We start from the raw sequence: 19583 nt of genomic DNA on the forward strand, positions 1-19583 counted from the left end.
GGATATTGATTTGCTGTTTCGAACCTGTATCGATTATTAAGTTGATTAGCTATAACTCTAAATTGATTTATGTTTCGTCATATCCGGGCTTGACCCCGACATCTTTTTGTTTCAAGAGAAATAACAGATATCCGGGCCAGGTCCGGGCATGACGCAGAGGTTTTAAGATGCTGAAAGAGATTTTGCAAAGGCTCCGGCCTTAAGGCGTTTTTGCAAAGGTCTCGTTTTGTATCTGCGTACAGAATATGGTTAAGTAAATTGTTCGGTTGTAAGAAAAAAGCGGGCAACCCGAAAAAGGTTGCCCGAATACCTCAAATCAGAGATTTACGCTTCACAAACAATACAGGCTTGCGCCTGCACTTTATCTGTACAGCTCAACTCTATGCAGATAAAGAAGTCGGTTTCAGACGGCCTTTCTGTTAAGGCCGTCTGAAACGGTCTCTTACGAGAATTGGTTCATGGTGTTGTCTTTACCGCCGGCTTTCAGGGCGGCTTCACCGGAAAAGTATTCTTTGTGGTTGTCGCCAATGTCGGAGCCGGCCATGTTTTGGTGTTTCACGGTGGCGATGCCTTGGCGGATTTCTTCACGCTGAACTCCCTTCACATAAGCCAACATACCTTGGTCGGCAAAGTAGCCTTTAGCCAGATTGTCGGTTGACAAGGCAGCGGTGTGGTAAGTGGGCAGGGTAATCAGGTGGTGGAAGATACCGGCTTGGGCAGACGCATCTTTTTGGAATGTGCGGATGCGTTCGTCGGCTTCTTTGGCCAAATCGGTATCGTCGTAATCCACGCTCATCAGTTTGGCGCGGTCGTAGGCAGATACGTCTTTGCCTGCCTGCTGCCATGCGTCGAACACTTGCTGGCGGAAATTCAGCGTCCAGTTGAACGAGGGGCTGTTGTTATATACCAGTTTGGCGTTCGGGATGGTTTCGCGGATTTTATCCACCATTTCTTTAATCTGACCGATGTGCGGTTTTTCGGTTTCAATCCACAGCAAGTCGGCGCCGTTTTGCAGCGAGGTTATACAGTCGAGCACCACGCGCTCAACCCCTGTGCCTTTCTTGAACTGGAAGAGGTTGCTTGGCAAACGCACGGGTTTGATGGTTTTGCCGTTGGTGTTCACAATCACGTCGCCCGGTTTGATTTGGGAGAGGTCGGTGATTTCTTCGCCGTCGAGGAAGCTGTTGTATTGGTCGCCCAAATCGCCCGGCTGCAATGAGTAGGCAATCTGTTTGGTTAAGCCGGCACCCAAAGAGTCGGTGCGGGCGACAATCACGCCGTCATCCACGCCCAGTTCCAGGAATGCGTAGCGGACGGCATTGATTTTTGCTAGAAAATCAACGTGCGGAACGGTTACTTTGCCGTCTTGGTGGCCGCATTGTTTTTCATCGGATACCTGGTTTTCGATTTGGATACAGCAGGCACCCGCCTCAATCATTTTCTTGGCCAAGAGGTAAGTAGCCTCGGCGTTGCCGAAACCGGCGTCGATATCGGCGATAATCGGCACAACGTGGGTTTCGAAGTTGTCGATTTGGTTTTGGATTTCCTGCTCTTTGGCTTTGTCGCCGGAGGCACGGGCATCATCCAGTGCGGTGAACAACAGGTCGAGCTCACGGGCATCGGCCTGTTTCAGGAAGGTGTAGAGTTCTTCGATTAAAGCCGGAACGCTGGTTTTTTCGTGCATGGACTGGTCGGGCAGCGGGCCGAATTCGGAACGCATGCCGGCAACCATCCAGCCTGAAAGATACAGATAGCGTTTGTTGGTGGTTTTTTGGTGTTTTTTGATCGAAATCAGTTTTTGCTGGCCGACAAAACCGTGCCAGCAGCCGAGCGATTGGGTGTAGTTTGCGGGATCGGCATCGTATTCGGCCATGTCGCGCCGCATAATGGCGGCGGTGTATTTGGCGATGTCCAAGCCTGTTTTGAAGCGGTTTTGCAGCCTCATGCGGGCAACGTATTCGGGGGTGATTGCGCTCCAGCCCGAACCCATCTGCTGTTTCAGTTCTGCTGCTTCTTTGATTTCGTTTTGGTAATTTGCCATCTGCTGACTCCTTTGTTCTCGCTTGATTTTTGGAACACCGTTTACACGTTATTGATTCCGTGTAGTAGGGTGTAGTCGGAATTTACCCGCTTTTTTCTGTCTTGCCAAGCCCTAGTTGAAAAGTTTTTGATTTTTGTGCGGCATTTGAATGATTGGTGCCGGATGCCTTTGAAATTTTATGGCTTTTGTTTGGCTGTTTTTTAGATTTTTATTGATAATTTTTTGTTTTTACAGATATTTATCATCAGAATTTGATGTGCGGCATTATTGTTTTCCGGCAGTGCCGGCAATGAGGAGGTTTGGGTTTTAAGGGTGTGTTGAGGGCGTGTTGCTGTTGGGCTGCATCGGTTGTATGAGAAGAATCGGCAGGCAGCGGTGTGTAGTCCGAATATCCGGCAATATCAAAATGCCGCCTTTCTTTAATACGTTAAGAAAAGCGGCCGGTATGGTTTAAAGGCCGTCTGAAATGTCAGCCGTAAAAGCCCGGCTCGCCTTCGGGGCGGGTTTTGAAACGTTTGTGCAGCCAGAAATATTGTTCGGGGTGTTCGCGTGCGCGAGCTTCGATAAAGTCGTTCATGCGCTGTGTGTCGGCTTCTGCGTTCTCGGTGGGAAAGTTTTCCCAAGCGGGGTAAAAACGCAGCGTTACGGTGTTGTCGGGTTCGCGGGTGGGAATGGCGGGGATAACTTTGGCGCCGGTTAGGCCTGCGATGCGGCTCAATCCGGCAATGGTGGCGGTGGGAATGCCGAAAAAGTTAACGAAAATCGAATCGTTGCGGCCGAAATCCTGATCGGGCAGGTAGAGAAAGGGGGCGCCGCTTTTGCGGATTTGTTTGATAATCGCCCGCAATCCTTCGTTACGGCCGATTAAAAACACGTTGTTGTAGCGGTGGCGGCCTTTGAGAATCTGCTCGTCCATCGCCCGGTTTTTCTGGTGGGAATACATGCTGGTAAGCGGCACGTCTTGGTTGAGGGTGTAAACGGCCATTTCAAAGGCGGTGAAGTGGGGGTAGAGCAGAATCACTTTTTCGCCCGTTGAGAGCGCGTCGTCGAGATGATGTTTGTCTTGATAGCGCACGAAACGGCGCAGGCGTTCGGCGGGGGCGTACCAATAAAGACCATATTCGAACATAAGTTTGGCCATATGTTGGAAATGGCATTTCAGTACGGCGGTGCGCTTGGTTTTGCTCCACTCGGGAAAGCATTTCCGTAAATTGGTTTCGCCCACTTTACGGCGCGGTTTGACGGCGTAATAGGCCAAAAAACCGACGAAGTCGGCCAGTTTGTGAATCAGGCAAAACGGCAGCAGTTGAATTAAATATAAGATAAAGAAAGCGAATTTCATTTGTCGGCTGTCGGGTTGGGCGGGTGGCCGTATTATAGACGCGAACGCTGCTTTTTTATACAAACCTTTTCGGGTTGGGCAGGGTTCTTGAACAGCATGGTGGGACGGCGTGCAGATACGGGCATCAGGGTTTCAGACGGCCTGAGCAGATTTTGCAAAGGCCTCTGTTTGTTATCATGATGAATTAGCTTAAAGAAAAATTGCAATTCTCATAATTGGGCTTAACCCGGGTATGACGGAACGGTTGCTCGGTAAATGGTTTGACTATAAAACGGTGTTTGGGCAATTCTGCCGATAGGCTACAATAGGCTTCGCATTTTTTGTTAAGCATTTTTGAGATGAAAACTTTTTCCGCCCTGTTGCTGTTTTGCGCCGCCGCCCATGCCCAAGCCGCCCACGGTTTGGCTTTGGGACAGCCTGTGCTGCACCCGGCCGGCTTCAAATCGTTTAATTATGTCAACCCCGATGCACCCAAAGGAGGCACGTTTACGCTGCCTGCGCCAGGCGGCTTTGATACGCTTAATCCGTTCACGCTCAAAGGCGACCATGAGGCAGGCACCGCCATGCTCACGCTCGACACGCTGGCCGAAAAAGGCAAAGACGAGCCGCTTGCCATGTACGGCCTGCTGGCGGAAGACATTTCCCTAGCTTCAGACGGTCTTTCCGTAACCTTCAAACTCAACCCCAAGTCACGCTTTCATAACGGCGATCCCGTACTGGCCAAAGACGTAGCCGCCTCGTTCAACACCCTCACCCGCGACAAAGCCGCCGCGCCCATGTACCGTTTTTATTGGGCCGACGTGGCGCGCGTAGAAACACCCGATGCGCGCACGGCGGTGTTCCGCTTCAAAAAGCGCAACGCCGAACTGCACATGACTTTGGGCGAACTGCCCGTGTTTTCGCATAAAAGCTACCCCAAGGGCCTCGCCGCCGCAGCCAACACTCCGCCCATCGGCTCCGGCCCTTACCGCTTGCGCAAAACCGATGCCGGCCGCCTGAGCGAATTCGTGCGCGACAAAAACTATTGGGCGCAAAACCTGCCCGTGCGCAAAGGCATGTATAACTTCGACACCGTGCGCTTCAAATACTACAAAGACGACAGTGTGCGCATCGAAGGCATCAAAGGCGGGCAATACGATTTCGTGCAGGAAAACATCGCCCGCAACTGGGCGCGCGCCTATCCCGACGCCGTGTTGGAGAAACGCAAACTGCACAAACACGAATGGCGGCACAACAACACCGCCGGAATGCAGGGTTTCGTAATGAACCTGCGCCGCAAGCCTTTTGACGATATCCGCGTGCGGCAGGCGCTGGTGGAAAGTTTCGATTTTGAAAACACCAACACACGCCTGTTTTACAGCACCTACCTGCGCAGCAACAGCTTCTTCACCAACGGTGAAACCGCCGCACGCGGCAAGCCCTCCGGCGCGGAGCTGGCCTTGCTCAACGGCGTGAAACAGCACCTGCCCGCCGCGGTGTTTACCCAAAACGCGCCCGAGCCGCCCAAAACCGACCCCGTGCTCGGCGTGCGCCCCAACCTGCTCAAAGCCCGCACCCTGCTCGAGCAGGCAGGCTACCGTTACCGCAACGGCATCTTGGTCAACCCGCAGGGCAGGCCGCTGGTGATTGAGTTTCTCAGCCCCAGCAAAACCTACGAGCGCGTAACCGCAAAATGGCGCAACGATTTGGCCAAAATCGGCGTGCTGATGAACGTGCGCGTGGCCGACCCCGCCGTTTACCAAAAGCGGCTCAACAGCTTTGATTTCGACATGACCATCACGGTGTATGCCAACAGCGAAAGTCCCGGCAATGAACAGTTCGACTACTTCAGCTGCGCCGCCGCCAAAACCGACGGCAGCCGCAACTGGGCGGGCGTGTGCCATCCTGCCGTAGAGGTCCTGCTCAAACATTTTGAGAGTTTCACCAACCGTGCCGAATTGGTGGCTGCTTCCCGTGCGCTCGACCGCGTCTTGCGCCACCAATACATCATCGTGCCCAACTGGTATGCCGACCGCCACCGCGTGGTGTACCGCGACACATTGGGCATACCCGCCAACCGCCCCAAATACTATTCCCCCGTAGAATGGGCGTTGAGCACGGGCTGGGTGAAACGGTAGCGCGGTTGTTTAGGCCGTCTGAAAACTGCTGATGGTTTTTTGTAATATTCAGACGCCCCACTCACTTGATACAAAACAAAAAAGCTTTTGGATTCGAGAAACTTAAAATACCTGAGCCGGTCTAATCCGTATCAACCGAAAACACAAACCGCCCCAAAGCAAGCCAACCGTTTACCGAAAACAAAGGAGGTTCATCGTCATGTATCAGCGTATTCTAGTTCCAGTAGACGACAGCACAGCAGCCCTGCATGCCCTGAAAGAAGCCTGCCGGCTGGCCAAACAGCTTGATGCCGCCATTTTGGCCGTACACGTGGTGGATGTGGCTCAGTTTGACTGGGGGGCACCGACTTTTAGCGATGCGGCAGCCTTACGCAGAGCCGTGGAAGCTACCGGTATTAAAGTCCTCGAAAAAACCCAAGCCGAGCTGGAAGCCGCAGGTGTGCGCTACGACAGCCTGATTATGGAAAGCGCGGGCGACAAAATAGCCGATTTGTTAATCGAGCAAGTCGAAGCGGAAAACTGTGATTTAATCGTGATGGGCACACACGGCTTTTCAGGCCTGATGCACCTGCTGATGGGATCGGTTGCCGAAGGCGTGGTGCGTAAATCCGATGTGCCGGTATTATTGGTCCGCCGCAAAGACGATTAGCGTTTCAGCAGCATTTAAACTTTGTAAAACTCATTCAGGCCGTCTGAAAATCCCGTTCTTTTCAGACGGCCTGAATGAGTTTTACAAAGGGTTGGCAATAAACTCCAGGCCTCGGGCTGTTTTGGGAAACAAAACGGCTGCCTTAGTGAGGCAGCCGTTTGCGGTTTGCTGCAATAGGGTTTCAGTTCCGCAGAAGCTCCGTTTTAGCTTCGCAGAAACTGCGTTTTCAGGCAGCTTGGGTTTCTATGAAACTCACGCCGTTCAGTTGTGATGCCAGTACGGCATGGCGCAGGGCCGAGAGGGCTTTGGGGCGCACGAAGTTTCGGCGGTAGGCCAATACCACGCGGCGGTTCGGCGCGCTGCCTTCAAACGGGATGATGCTGAACAGCATATGGTCGTTTTCGGTGAGGGCGGTGGCAGGCAGCACGCTGATGGAAAGGCCGCTGGCAACCATGTGGCGGATGGTGTTGATGGAGCTGCCTTGAAGGGTGTTGGTCAGCCCCTGTATTTTTTGGCGGGAGGCCAGTTCGGAGCAGCTTGCCAAAACCTGATCGCGCATACAGTTGCCTTCGGTAAGCAGCAGCACCTGTTCTTCGGCCAACATGGCGGGAGTAATGGTGTCGAGTTCTTCAAAGTGGTGCCCCTTGGGCACGATTACGAAAAACGGTTCGTCGTATAACGGCTCGGTAACGATGCCCGGTTCGTGGTAAGGCTCGGCCACGATAACGGCATCCAAATCGCCGCGCTTGAGGGATTCGGTGAGAATCTGGGTATAGTTTTCTTCAAGCATCAGCGGCATATTCGGTGCGGTATGGCGCAACGACATAATCAGTTTGGGCAGCAGGTAGGGGGCGACGGTGAAGATCAGGCCGAGTTTGAACGCACCGTCCAATTCGTTCTGCTCTTCATTAGCCAGATGCTTGATCAACTCGGCTTCTTCCAACACCCGGCGGGCTTGGGCGATGATACGCTCGCCCGCTTCGGTGGTGATGATGTCGTTGCTGCTCCGGTCAAACAGCGATACGGCCAGCTCTTCTTCCAGTTTTTTAATGGCAATCGAAAGGGTGGGCTGGCTGACGAAGCAGCGGCGGGCGGCACGCCCGAAATGGCGTTCCTGCGCCACTGCAACGATGTAGCGCAATTCAGTCAGGGTCATGCTTCTTCGGCCTTTTTCTGCTCCGGCAGGGTTATGTTCAGTTCGAGCACGTCCAAGCCGTTTTGTTTTTCTTGGGAAATGCGGATGTCTTCCAAAGATACATGCACATATTTAGATAACACTTCCAGCAGCTCTTTTTGCAGGGTGGGCAGGTAGTCGGGAGCCTGCTCTTTGGCGCGCTCTTGGGCGATGATGATCTGCAGGCGGTCGCGTGCAACGGCGGCGGTTTTGTTTTTTCTGCCGAACAGTAAATCAATCAATGACATGATCAACCTCCGAACAGGCGTTTGAAGAAGCCTTTTTTCTCGGCCTCCAGGTAGCGCATTTCGCGGTTTTCGCCCAACAGGCGGGATACCACGTCTTTATAGGCTTCGGCGGCGGCCACGTCGTTCTGGTGGATAACGGGGGCGCCTGAGTTGGAAGCCTGCAATACGTTTTGCGACTCGGGGATCACACCGATAAGCGGAATACGCAGAATATCGCAGATGTCCTGCACCGACAGCATTTCGCCTTTTTCGACGCGCTCGGGCGAGTAGCGGGTAATCAGCAGGTGTTCTTTCACGGTTTCGCCTTTTTCGGCTTTGCGCGATTTGCTTTGGAGAATGCCCAGGATGCGGTCGGAATCGCGTACGCTGGATACTTCGGGGTTGGTGGTGATGACGGCTTCGTCGGCATAATACAGTGCCATCAGCGCGCCCTGTTCGATACCGGCGGGTGAGTCGCAGATAACGTATTCGAATCCCATTTCTCCGGTTAATTCGTCCAGAACTTTGCCCACGCCGTCGCGGTCTAGGGCGTCTTTGTCGCGGGTTTGCGAAGCGGGCAGGATAAAGAGGTTGTCGCAGTGTTTGTCTTTAATCAGCGCCTGGGTCAGTGAGGCTTCGCCTTGAATCACGTTAATCAGGTCATATACCACGCGGCGTTCGCAACCCATGATCAGGTCGAGGTTGCGCAAGCCTACGTCGAAATCGATAACGGCGGTTTTGTGGCCGCGGATGGCTAAGCCTGAGGCGATGCTGGCACTGGAGGTGGTTTTTCCTACACCGCCTTTGCCTGAAGTTACTACGATGATTTTTGCCACGATGTTTCCTTTTAAAAATCGTTTAAAAACAAAACGGTTATTCTCCGTCGATGGCGCTGATGACCAGACGGTTGTCTTGGAGCGATACCTGCACGGCTTTTCTGTCAAGGTGCGCAGGCAGGCTTTGCTCAAAGTTGCGGTAAATACCTGCTACTGATACCAGCTCCGCCTGCATGGATTGAAGGAATATCCGCGCGTTGCGGTTGCCCGTCGCACCGGCAAGAGCCCGGCCGCGCATCGCACCGTAAACATGGATGTTGCCGTCGGCAATGATTTCCGCACCTTCGTTTACTATTCCGGTTACGATAAGGTCGGCGTTTTCGGCATATACCTGCTGGCCGGTGCGGATGGGGGTGTTAATAAGCACGGTCGGCTTACTGATTACGGTGGCCACCGGTTCCGGAACCGGCGTTTGCTTGGCCTGGGTTTCCGGTTTCGGGTCGTTGCGGCTGAATGTCAAATGATAGGCCTCGGCATGTGCCGCCCATGCTTCGTTTTCATGGCGAAGGCCGATGATTTGCAGGCCGTAACGGGCGAACAGCGACACGATGGCGGCGATGCTCAATTCGCCGGGGTTCGCGAATTCTTGCAGATCCAATAAAAACAGCATGCTGCCCAGCCCTTTGTGCTGGCTTACGCGCTGTTGTAAAAAATCTTCCAATTCCCCTAAATCGGCAGTATGCAACTGTACCGAAAGCACGTCTAAGCGTGCCGATTTCATATCAAAAGCTGGTTTCATTTTTTGGTAAGACTGTCATAAAAAAATTTAATGGGGCTAAGTTTACCGTGTTAATCTTAGCTATTCAATCCGTTAAGGCCGTCTGAAATGAAAAAAGTTTCCGCATAATAGGTTTGGGGCACTAAGGACGGATTTTTGCAGCCGTAATACCACAAAGCGGCCACCGTATCTTTCTGCGTAAACTTTGGTTTGTATTTCAGTGGCACAAAACAATAAGCGTATTAAATGCTGTTGTCAAATGCAGTGCGATAATCGGCAGTTTTCCCCCTCCGTTTCCTCTTTTGCCGGTGTGTTGAAGCGGTTTTGGCCGTGAGGAGCTGTTGCCGGCGGTTTGGGAATTCAGACGGCATGCGGCCCGGTAAAGCACAAAAAGCAGATTTTTTGAAATATCTGCTTTTTGTGGATCCTGCTGCCGGTCAGGAGGCCTTGCCGTTTTCTTTGCGGCGGTTATACATCAGCGAAATCAGTACCGACACGCCCAGTGCGCCGAACACCACCGAAAGCGATACGCCTATGGGAATATGGATCCAGTGCATAATCAGCATCTTGATTCCGATAAAACTCAACACGAAAGCCAGGCCGAATTTCAAAAACACGAAGCGGTCGGCAATATCGGCCAGCAGGAAATACATGGCGCGCAGGCCGAGAATGGCGAAAATGTTAGATGCGAGTACGATAAACGGATCGGTGGTTACGGCAAAAACCGCCGGAATGCTGTCTACCGCAAAAATCACATCGCTCATTTCGATCATCATCAGCACCAGCAGCATGGGGGTGGCAATGAGTTTGCCGTTTTCAACGGTGAAGAATTTTTCGCCGTGGAAATCTTTGCTCACCGGAATATGGCCTTTTACCCAGTTGAGCAGTTTGTTTTCTGATAGATCTTCTTCATCGCCGCCACTGTCCGACTTGATCATTTTTACACCGGTGTAGAGCAGGAAGGCGCCGAACACATACAGAATCCACTCGAAACGGCTCACCAGCGCCGCGCCGATAAAAATCATGACCATACGCAACACAATGGCGCCGAACACGCCGTAGAGCAACACGCGGTGCTGATATTGCGGCTGCACTTTGAAATAAGAAAAAATCATTAAAAACACGAAGATATTATCTACCGCTAATGATTTTTCCAATACGTAGCCGGTGAAAAATTCCAGCGTTTTCTGCTTGGCGACAACGTGGCCGTAGAGCGGGTTGCCCGCCAGCTCGAAATACAGCCAGCCGGCAAAGGCGCACGACACCGCAACCCACACGGCAGACCATGCCAGCGCCTCTTTTACGCCGACCTTGTGCACCCCGGTTTTTTTGAGCGAGAGCATGTCGACGGCAATCATTATTAAAATAGCGGCAAAAAATACCCCGTAAAACAAGGGGGTGCCGACTGAAGGATGTCCGGCCATAATTGTTTTTGTTGAAAAATTCAGGAGTTGGAAAAAAGCCGCTATTTTAACATAGCTGTCCGATATTGCTGTTTTTCATGATAGATCGTGCTGGTTGCCGCGCAGTCCGTCTGCCTGCGCATCGTGCAGCATACGGTGGTACGGTTCAAGCCGGCGGGCGATAAGGCTCAGCTGCTGCCAGAGTATGCTGCTTTGGCGGTCGCCGCCGATAAGGCTGTGAAGTTGTGCCAACCCTTGCTGTACCTGCCCAAAGGCCGTCTGAAAGGTTTCGGGGGGAAGTGTGGCGAGGTTTTCCAGTATATCGGCGGTTTGGTAGGCGGTTCGGTAGAAATTTTCACTGAACTCGGGTACACAGCCCTGTGCCATCCGGTTTCGGTAGGCACCGAGGGCGGAAATGTAGCCGATTAGCGCATGGCTGGTTTTGAGCAGGGTAAAACCGCTTTGCAGTCTGGCTCCGTATTTTTTCGGCTCGGCGCTCATGTCGGACAGCGTACTGCTCAACGATGCGGCGGCTTCGTGTGCCTGACGGCGGGCAACACGGTAAGCCATGTCGTCGGATCCGCCGTTTTGCAGTTGGTCGAGAATATGGCGCAAGTAAACGCCGTTGCGGTTTGCGGCTTGGGCGGCAGTGTGCTCGAGTGTGAGATAGCGCCAGTCGGGCCACAGATACGATACTGCCGCCCAGGCGATGGCCGAGCCGATTAAGGTGTCGGCCACGCGCGGCCAAGTGAGGGAAAATACGTCTTCACCTGCTAGTGATAGTGAAGTAAGTGCTTGAATAGTAATAAAAAATGTGGAAAAGCTGTATTTAAGGGTGCGGAAAAAGAAAAACAGTGTGGCGGCTGCCAGCACGATCCACAGTTTGGTTTCGACCGATGGTGTGAAATAAGGCACCAGCGAGCCTGCCAATACGCCCAGCACCGTGCCGGCGATACGTTGGTTGATGCGGTGTTTGGTGGCCGAATAGTTGGGCTGGCACACAAACAGGGCGGTGAGCAGAATCCAATAACCGAAATGGATATGGAAAACCTCGACGATGGTGCAGGCGGTAAACACTACAATGGCCAGCCGTACGGCGTGACGGAATGCTGCCGATTCAAAATTAAGCCGGCTTCGCACGGTGCGCCAAGCATTATTCAGGCCGCCGCTTTCCATGCCGGCGATGCGGTGTTTTTCAGACGGCATTTCCTCCGCTTCTTTGTCGCTGCTTTCGATGTGGCAGAGTTGGTAATCGACGCTGAACAGGTTTTCCAACAATCTTTGCAGGGTATGCACTTCGCCGCCGCTGCGGGTTTCGGCATACAGTTTCAGCGATTGGCGGCAGCCTTCGGCAGCGCGCTGCAAACGCTTGCTGTATCGGTAGGGCAGGCCGCTGCGCAGGCTTTCTGCTACATCGCGGCAGGCCTGCCCCTGCAATTCGATAAGGCGGTGGATGCGGAAGATCAAATCGGTGTTTTTTAATTTTTCGGCCAGTTCGCGGTAATCCGTATGGGCGGAGCTGATGCGTTCGTGGATATCCTGAGCGGTGAAGTAATAACGCAGCATACGGCTGGTGCGCGGGTGGCGGTGCTGGCCACGCATACGGTAAAACAGCGCGCTGCGGCAGCGGTTGAAGGCTTCGATGATGGCGGTGTTTTTCATTGCCAGGTCAATCTGGCGGTTTTCCAACTGTTCGGCTTCGTCGGGGTCGAAAAACTCGGCTTTGGCATCCAAGTAGCCGCCCAGCGCCGAATAGGCCGCAGCCATGTTTTCCTGCACGGGGCGGTGCGGGAAAACAATATGCAGAATCAGCGTCATGGTGCTGTATAGCAGCGTGCCGCACAAAATCATAAACGGGTTGACTGCCCACGGCATATCGGGCGTGTACGACAATGTCGTGTAGGTGGCCACCGCCAGCGTGCCGAACGCAAACGTGCGGTAACGCAGGCCCACCGCCCCCAGCAGCGTAAACACAAATGTGAGCAGCGTCATCGTGAGAATAAACTGCAAGCCCGCGCCATATGTGATTTGTGCCGAGATCGAGGCTGTCGAAAACAGCGCCACCGTTATCACGATATTTTTCAGACGGCCTGTCAAACGGTTGTCCAAATCCACCAAACCGCCGGCAATGATGCCCAGCACAAACGGCGTGGTGAGTTTGGGTATGTTGAAATACCAAATAAGCGAGGTAGCAATGAATACGCTGAAAAAAACCGGCAGCGTGGCAATGACTCTAGGGTTGACGGCAGGCGTGCGCATAACGGGAGTCCGCAGGGGCGGTAGGAGTGCGGAAGATATAATTGTACAGGATTTATACGGTGTGTTGATTAACCGGACATTGAGTCAAACCGTAAAAGCTTCGACAGGCAGGGATATCAGGTAACTTTTCAGATGCTTCGGACGGTAAAAAGCGGGCAATAATGCCCGCCCATTCGGTTTGATAAACTGTTGCCGCTTATTTTGCCGCTTCTTTTGCCTTGGCAGCCGCTTCTTTGGCCGCAGTTACCGCATCTTCGGCAGCGGTTTTGGCCGCATTGACCGCATCGGCAGCCGCATCCTTGCCCGCTTCTGCCGCAGTGGAGGCGGCATTTTCCGCTTTTGCACCGGCTTCTTTGGCCGCATCCACAGCACCGCTTACGGCAGAAGCCGCTTCGGCTTTTGCGGAGGCCGCATCAGTTTTTACTTCAGAAGCCACGGCCTGAGCCGCTTCTTTGGTTTCTTGTTTGGTTTCTTGCGAACAGGCGGCCAAGGCGGCAACAGCTGCAGCGGTAATTAAAAACTTTTTCATCAAGTTTCCTTTTCGGTTGAGACCCCGCCATTTATGGCGGTAGAATTTGGGTTTATCGGGTAGGGGTGTAACCCCTTCCCAATCAGGGCAACACGTAGGGCGGCGCTTTATGTGTCGTCCTGTGTGTTGAAACATCCTTGTGTTGGAAATATCGGAATCTACCGGCACGGTTGCGCCAGAGTGCGCAGAATAATAGCATATCCGACGCCGGTTAAAATAACATTCCGAATATTGCCCGAATAAAATCAAAAAAACCACCGGAAAGTGCTTGACAGCCCGAAACGGCATTTTTATAATGCGCAATCTTTCGGGTCGTTAGCTCAGCTGGTAGAGCAGCGGACTTTTAATCCGTTGGTCGAAGGTTCGAATCCTTCACGACCCACCAAATTTTCTAAGCCTAAACAACCGTTTAGGCTTTTTTCTTGCCACCGCCTGTTTTGGGGTGTGCCGGATTTGTTCTGAAACCGGGCCGTCTGAAAATTTTCAGACGGCCCGGTTTGTTTTTTGATGCCGATGAATTCACCGGAATCAGCGTTTCGCCAAGCCTTTGCGCTGCAAAAACGGCAGGATGTCGGGGCGCACTTCGTGACAGAGCGTGTTGCGCACCTGTTTGGTAAAGTTCAAATCCAGATTGCTGCGGCGCTGGTAGTAGTCGGCCACGGTGGCGTCGTATCCGGCATAGAGCGCGTCGTCGAGCGGGGCGTAGCCGTTTTCGGACACCACACAGGCGGCGGGCAGGCGCGGGCGCATAATCGGGTCTTGGGCGGGGTGGCCCAAGCACATACCGAACAGCGGCACTACGTTTTCGGGCAGATTCAGAATGCGGTCGGTGGCGTTGATGTCGTCGCGCAGGCTGCCGATATACACGCCGCCCAAGCCCAGCGATTCGGCGGTGAGCAGCACGTTTTGCGCGGCGATGCCCGCGTCGATTGCGCCCATCAGCGTCATTTCCGTCCAGTCGGTTTGCGCGTCGGGGGCGATTTTTTTGTGTTTGGCCAAGTCGATGCAGAATACTAAAAACTCGGCGCAGGTTTCGATGTAGTGTTGGTTGGCGCCCACGGCGCGCAGCTGTTTGCGTTTTTCGGCATCGGTAACGCGCACGATGTGCACCAGTTGCATAAAGCTTGATGTGGAGGCGGCCTGCCCGGCGGCGAGCACGGCCTCCAACATTTCGGGTGAAACCGGCTCGCCGGTGAATTTGCGGATAGAGCGGTGGCTCAGGGCGGTTTCCAGCGCGGGTTTGCTCGGTAATGCGTTCATGCGGGTTTCTCCTGTTGTGTGCGTATAAGGTAGAAAAACTTTTTCAGACGGCCAGTTTGACGGCCAGCTCGGCCAGGCGTTTGCCTTGGGTAAATGCGATTTGCTGCTCTTCGCCGCTCAACCCGGCTTTGCCGTCCTGCCCTGCCGTATGCGATGCGCCGTAGGGCGTGCCGCCGCTTTGGGTTCGGCTTAAAGCGGCTTCGCTAAACGGCACGCCGCTGATGATCATGCCGTGGTGCAGCAGGGGCAGCATCATGGTGAGCAGGGTGGATTCCTGCCCGCCGTGCTGGCTGGCGGTGCTGGTGAACACGGTGGCGGGCTTGCCGATGAGTTCGCCGCCCAGCCATTGCGGGATGGTGCCGTCGATAAAGTATTTCATGGCGGCGGCCATGTTGCCGAAGCGGGTGGGGCTGCCCAAGGCGAGGGCAGCGCAGGTTTTGAGGTCTTCGGCGCTGCAATAGGGCGCGCCTTCGGCGGGAATATCGGCTTCGACCGCTTCGCATACGGAAGACACTTTCGGCACGGTGCGCAGCACGGCTTCGCAGCCGGCCACGCTTTCGACGCCGCGCGCGATTTGGCGGGCGAGGTTTTGTGTGCCGCCGTGTTGGGAATAGTATAATACTAATATTTTCAAGGTGTTTTGGTTCATTTTGGCTTTCCGCTGCCTCTTTCCGTTACAATGTTTCAATACACAGGACGACACATAAAGCGCCGCCCTACGTGTTGCCCTGATTGGGAAGGGGTTACACCCCTACCCGATAAACCCAAATTCTACCGCCATAAATGGCGGGGTCTCAACCGAAAAGGAAACTTGATGAAAGGCGCTTTCAGACGGCCTCAAACTTTGCTTAAAATTTTTCAGGCCGTATGAAAACCCGTTTTAGCTTCACAGGAACTTGTTTCCTCACGGAAACAGCGTTTTCAATCAAAAGAAAGTATTAAAGAGTATGCCGAATTTATCTTGGTGGCAAGCTGTGCGCGCTTCGCGTTTGGGCGGGTTTGTGTGGTTTGTGTGCCGGCGTTTTGTGGAGGTGCGCGTGCCGCAGGTGTCGGCCAGCCTCACGTTTACCACGCTTTTGGCGCTGGTGCCGGTGCTTACGGTTACGCTGGTGGTGGTGTCGGCGTTTCCGATGTTCGACAATCTTTCCGAATCTTTTGTTCATTTCGTCAACCGGACCATTGTGCCGCAGGGGGCGGATAAGGTGTTCGACTATATCGACGAATTCAAGCAGAAGGCCAGCAGGCTCACTGCCATCGGTATCATTATGCTGGTGTTTACTTCGCTGATGCTGATTCAAACGATAGACCAAACGTTCAACCGTATCTGGCGTGTGGGTTCGCAGCGGCCGCTGGTGATGCAGTTTTTGGTGTATTGGGCATTGCTCACGTTAGGCCCGCTGGCGTTGGGCGTGGGTTTGTCGCTGTGGTCGTCGCTGCTCAGATACAGCCCGTTCGGCGAAAACTATCCGCTGTTGGCGGCGGCGGTGCGCATCAGTGCGTCGATATTGTTCGGCACGCTGCTGCTGTGGCTGCTCTACCGGCTGGTGCCCAACCGCTTTGTACCCGCCCGCCATGCGCTGCTCGGGGCGGCGGTAACGGCGGTTTTGCTCGAAGCCGCCCGCTACGGTTTTGCCTGGTATATCGGAACATTTAAAGGTTATACGCTGATTTACGGCGCGTTTGCGGCGGTGCCGTTTTTTCTGCTGTGGCTCAATTTGCTGTGGATGCTGGTGCTCTCCGGCGCAGTGCTCACTGCTTCGCTTTCCTACTGGCAGGGCGAAGCGTTCAGACGGGGTTTTGATGCGCGCGGGCGTTTCGACGATATATTGAAAATCCTGCTGCTGCTCAACGAAGCCCAGCAAACCGGCGGCGCGCTCAGGGTGCAGGATTTCCGGCCGCACATCAATATGGGCTATGACGAATTGGGCGGACTGCTCGAAAAACTCGCCCGCCACGGCTATGTGTATCAGGGCAAGCAGGGCTGGGTGTTGAAAACCAATGCTGAAGCCATCGGCTTAGGCGATTTGTTCAGGCTGTTTGTTTACCGGCCGGTCGGCCAAAACCGAGAGGGTGTCGATGCGGCCGTTGCCGAGATTATGTTGCCGTGTTTGGGTGCGCTCGACATCACGTTGTCGGAGTTCGACGTCCACACGCGGCGGGAGAAGGAAAGCTGAACCGTTAACACCATACCGGACGCTTTGCAAAATCCGGGCAGGCTGCCTGAAATACCCAACTGCCGTCATATTCGGGCTTGGGCCGAGTATCCCCGAAATTTTCTGAAACTCAAGATACTCGGGTCAAGCCCGGGTATGACGGAACAGGTGTTGAGCAAGTAGTTTAACCGCAGGCCGTCTGAAAGGCGGCGGGCTGCTGCCGAAGCGGCGCAAACCTTTCAGACGGCCTTTGCGAATCCTGTTAAAATCACGCGCTTTTCCGACTGCGCTTTTAGCTTTTATATGAACATTTTTTACGAAGAATCCGGCCAATTCAAAGTGGCCGCCGTGGTGCAGAAAAACGACGCCACCTATCAGGCCGATACCCAGCACGGCAAACGCACCAAAGTGAAAGCGGCCAACGTGTTTGTCGAATTCGACAACCCGATGGACGAATTCCTCGCCCAAGCCCGGGCCGAAGCCGCCGAAATCGACACCGGCCTGTTGTGGGAAGTGTGCGGCGAAGAAGAATTCAGCGCCGAAGCCATCGCCGAAGAATATTTCGGCCGACCGCCTGCCAAAACCGAGCTGGCGGGCACGCTGATGGCGCTTTATGCCGCACCGGTGTATTTCTATAAAAAAGCCAAAGGCATCTTCAAAGCCGCCCCCGAAGAAACGCTCAAGCAGGCGTTGGCGGCAGTGGAGCGCAAAAAACAGCAGGACGCGCAAATCGAAGCCTGGTCGGAAGCACTCAAACAAGGCGAGATGCCGTCTGAAATCGCCGCCGACCTGAAAACCATCCTGCACGCGCCCGACAAACAGGCGCCCACCTATAAAGCCTTTACCAAAGCCGCCGACGCGCTCAAACTCACCCCGCTGGCGCTGGCTATGCAAACCGGCGGCGTCGCCTCGATTCCGCAATATCTGCGCGACGGTTTTGAAGTCAAACATTTTCCCAAAGGCACGGCTTTCGCCGATATGCCCGTGCCCGCGCTGCCCGCACTACCGCAGGCCGCCGTGCAGGCGTTTTCCATCGACGACGAAGACACCACCGAAGTGGACGATGCCCTGAGCGTTACCGACTTGGGCAACGGCACCAAACGCGTGGGCATCCACATCGCCGCGCCCGCGCTGGCCGTCGGAGTGGGCAGCGCCATCGAAAAAACCATTATGGAACGCCTGAGCACGGTGTATTTTCCCGGCGGCAAAATCACCATGCTGCCCGACAACTGGATTGCCGCCTTCAGCCTCGATGCCGGCGGCCACCGCCCCGCCGTGAGCATTTATTTCGACGTTGACGCCGATTTCAACATCAGCGCGCCCGTGCACAAAATCGAAGCCGTCTATATCGCCGAAAACCTGCGCATCCAAGCCATCGAGCCGAACTTCAACGCCGAAACCGGCCTCGATGCCGAAGGGCAGGCCATGTTCAACCACCATCAGGATTTAATCTGGCTGCACCGCTTCGCTGTGGCGCGCCAGAAAGCGCGCGGCAAATACGAGCCGGACCGCGCCCCGCAATACGATTACGGCATCGGGCTGAACGAAGACGGCAGCGTGGCCGTTTCCCGCCGCGAGCGCGGCTCGCCCATCGACACGCTGGTGAGCGAAATGATGATACTCGCCAACAGCACATGGGCGCAGATGCTCGATGAAAACGGCCTGCCCGGCCTTTTCCGCGTGCAGCCCGGCAACGGCAAAGTACGCATGAGCACCCAATCCGAACCGCACAGCGGCATGGGCGTGCAGCACTACGGCTGGTTCACCTCGCCGCTGCGCCGCGCCGCCGACTATATCAACCAAAAGCAGCTGCTCAGCCTGATAAACAGTGAAGCCGAGCCGCTGTTTGGCAGCAACGACACCGCCCTCTTTGCCGCCCTGCGCGATTTCGACGCGGCCTACACCGCCTATGCCGATTTCCAGCGCAAAATGGAAAACTACTGGAGCTTGGTGTATATCCGCCAGCAGGCGTTGAAAGAGCTGAAAGCCACGCTGCTGAAAGAAGATTTGGTGCGCATCGACGGCCTGCCGCTGGCCGCGCGCGCCACGGGCATTCCGTTTGACGCGCTGCCCAAGTCGCAGTTGCTGCTGGCGGTGGCCGAAGTGGATGCCGACAAGCAGTTTATCGCTTTGAATTATTTGAAGATGCTGCCGCCTGCGGCGTAAGCGTTGCGGGTTTAAAGCGTGAAGAGAGGCCGTCTGAAAATGTTTTCAGACGGCCTCTTGTAGAATTAAAGCTGTTTATTTTTTCGAGGATATGTGCTTCGCAAACCATCAATATGCTCAAATAAATCTTCAGGAATATTTTGCCACATTGGATCTAAAATAAAATCAATTCCTTCCCTTCGCGCTAATTTTGCGGCAGGCACAAAATCAGAATCACCTGAAACCAATACGATACGGTCGGCCTGTTTTTTGAGTGTTATTGATGCAATATCCAAAGCAATGCGCATATCAACGCCTTTTTGCTTAACATCAATCATAACGTCTTTTTCTGTTATTTCGTGCCGCTCTATCCGGCCTTTGAGCAGATTATCCATTACATCGGCTTTCAACCGCCAACAGGTCAGTTGGTCTGATAATTTACCCAAGCGTAGTGCAAGTTTTCTCTTTTTGATTAATTCTTTATGGAGTTCGTTTCTGAAAACAGCTTCATCTGATTTGGAAAAATCAATCAACTTTTTAGAAATGGGGTTGTGCATTTTCTTTTGCAGGGGAGCATAATCGTAAAAGAAAATCCTATAAAGGCTGTCATGCTGTTTGGTGCCGTTTATTTTTTGTGATAAGTGAAGTAGTGATAAGCGGAAAGCGAGGGATGCAATGCGTTTGGCGTCATAAGCATTATGTTTCTCGAAATAGCGGATACGTTTGATAA

The 19583-nt window shown here is 53.8% G+C and carries 16 protein-coding genes and 1 tRNA gene; 5 read left to right on the forward strand and 12 right to left on the reverse strand.

Going from position 1 to position 19583, the window contains the following annotated elements:
- Nucleotides 1-442 precede the first annotated feature (442 nt).
- Together Q3970_RS09720 and Q3970_RS09725 are read right to left on the reverse strand one after the other, a co-directional pair.
- Entirely contained in the window at nt 443-2041 is a 1599-nt protein-coding gene (locus Q3970_RS09720; RefSeq protein ID WP_303100377.1) for an isocitrate lyase, read from the reverse strand.
- A 469-nt stretch (nt 2042-2510) separates the two neighbouring features.
- Nucleotides 2511-3383 carry a lipid A biosynthesis lauroyl acyltransferase gene (locus Q3970_RS09725; protein ID WP_303100378.1) on the reverse strand — a complete coding sequence of 291 codons (873 nt, stop codon included), beginning with the start codon at nt 3381-3383 and terminating at the stop codon, nt 2511-2513.
- A 338-nt stretch (nt 3384-3721) separates the two neighbouring features.
- Between Q3970_RS09725 and Q3970_RS09730 the strand changes: the two genes are divergently transcribed.
- Together Q3970_RS09730 and Q3970_RS09735 are read left to right on the forward strand one after the other, a co-directional pair.
- Complete coding sequence (locus Q3970_RS09730; RefSeq protein WP_303100379.1) at nt 3722-5500, forward strand: extracellular solute-binding protein; 1779 nt, start codon at nt 3722-3724, stop codon at nt 5498-5500.
- A gap of 199 nt (nt 5501-5699) precedes the next feature.
- Complete coding sequence (locus Q3970_RS09735) at nt 5700-6149, forward strand: universal stress protein (RefSeq protein ID WP_303100380.1); 450 nt, start codon at nt 5700-5702, stop codon at nt 6147-6149.
- A 226-nt stretch (nt 6150-6375) separates the two neighbouring features.
- Here Q3970_RS09735 and Q3970_RS09740 read toward each other — a convergent pair whose 3' ends face one another.
- The 7 genes from Q3970_RS09740 to Q3970_RS09770 all read right to left on the reverse strand — a co-directional run bounded on the left by Q3970_RS09740 (nt 6376) and on the right by Q3970_RS09770 (nt 13295).
- Nucleotides 6376-7305, reverse strand: coding sequence for a hydrogen peroxide-inducible genes activator (locus tag Q3970_RS09740; RefSeq protein ID WP_303100381.1), 930 nt, complete (start codon nt 7303-7305; stop codon nt 6376-6378).
- Nucleotides 7302-7571 carry a cell division topological specificity factor MinE gene (gene minE, locus Q3970_RS09745; protein WP_085366804.1) on the reverse strand — a complete coding sequence of 90 codons (270 nt, stop codon included), beginning with the start codon at nt 7569-7571 and terminating at the stop codon, nt 7302-7304. Before minE ends, Q3970_RS09740 begins: the two co-directional genes overlap by 4 nt.
- A gap of 2 nt (nt 7572-7573) precedes the next feature.
- A complete protein-coding gene (minD, locus tag Q3970_RS09750; protein WP_303100382.1) occupies nt 7574-8386 on the reverse strand; it encodes a septum site-determining protein MinD in 813 nt (270 codons plus the stop codon).
- Nucleotides 8387-8423: 37 nt separating this feature from the next.
- Nucleotides 8424-9125 carry a septum site-determining protein MinC gene (gene minC / locus Q3970_RS09755; protein WP_303100383.1) on the reverse strand — a complete coding sequence of 234 codons (702 nt, stop codon included), beginning with the start codon at nt 9123-9125 and terminating at the stop codon, nt 8424-8426.
- 416 nt (nt 9126-9541) lie between these two features.
- Nucleotides 9542-10528, reverse strand: coding sequence for a TerC family protein (locus Q3970_RS09760; protein ID WP_303100384.1), 987 nt, complete (start codon nt 10526-10528; stop codon nt 9542-9544).
- 75 nt (nt 10529-10603) lie between these two features.
- Complete coding sequence (yccS, locus tag Q3970_RS09765; protein WP_303100385.1) at nt 10604-12766, reverse strand: YccS family putative transporter; 2163 nt, start codon at nt 12764-12766, stop codon at nt 10604-10606.
- A gap of 196 nt (nt 12767-12962) precedes the next feature.
- Entirely contained in the window at nt 12963-13295 is a 333-nt protein-coding gene (locus Q3970_RS09770; protein ID WP_303100386.1) for a hypothetical protein, read from the reverse strand.
- Between the two features lie 309 nt (nt 13296-13604).
- On the opposite strand from Q3970_RS09770, the gene Q3970_RS09775 reads away from it, so the two are divergent.
- Nucleotides 13605-13680 (forward strand) — tRNA-Lys (locus Q3970_RS09775).
- A gap of 143 nt (nt 13681-13823) precedes the next feature.
- Here the strand turns inward: Q3970_RS09775 and nfsA are convergent.
- Both nfsA and wrbA read right to left on the reverse strand, forming a co-directional pair.
- Nucleotides 13824-14555, reverse strand: a complete 732-nt coding sequence (nfsA, locus tag Q3970_RS09780) for an oxygen-insensitive NADPH nitroreductase (RefSeq protein ID WP_303100387.1) — start codon at nt 14553-14555, stop codon at nt 13824-13826.
- Between the two features lie 43 nt (nt 14556-14598).
- Nucleotides 14599-15204 carry an NAD(P)H:quinone oxidoreductase gene (wrbA, locus tag Q3970_RS09785; protein ID WP_303100388.1) on the reverse strand — a complete coding sequence of 202 codons (606 nt, stop codon included), beginning with the start codon at nt 15202-15204 and terminating at the stop codon, nt 14599-14601.
- 298 nt (nt 15205-15502) lie between these two features.
- On the opposite strand from wrbA, the gene Q3970_RS09790 reads away from it, so the two are divergent.
- Together Q3970_RS09790 and Q3970_RS09795 are read left to right on the forward strand one after the other, a co-directional pair.
- Nucleotides 15503-16729, forward strand: coding sequence for a YihY family inner membrane protein (locus Q3970_RS09790; protein WP_303100389.1), 1227 nt, complete (start codon nt 15503-15505; stop codon nt 16727-16729).
- A gap of 282 nt (nt 16730-17011) precedes the next feature.
- Nucleotides 17012-18874 (forward strand): ribonuclease catalytic domain-containing protein, encoded by a 1863-nt coding sequence (locus Q3970_RS09795; protein WP_303100390.1) that lies wholly within the window; start codon nt 17012-17014, stop codon nt 18872-18874.
- A gap of 65 nt (nt 18875-18939) precedes the next feature.
- On the opposite strand, the gene Q3970_RS09800 is transcribed toward Q3970_RS09795, so the two are convergent.
- Nucleotides 18940-19581: an NYN domain-containing protein gene (locus Q3970_RS09800; protein ID WP_303100391.1), complete on the reverse strand. Its 642-nt coding sequence runs from the start codon at nt 19579-19581 to the stop codon at nt 18940-18942.
- Nucleotides 19582-19583: the final 2 nt, after the last annotated feature.

This window comes from Neisseria sp., assembly GCF_030530745.1.
In the GTDB taxonomy this organism is placed as follows: domain Bacteria; phylum Pseudomonadota; class Gammaproteobacteria; order Burkholderiales; family Neisseriaceae; genus Neisseria.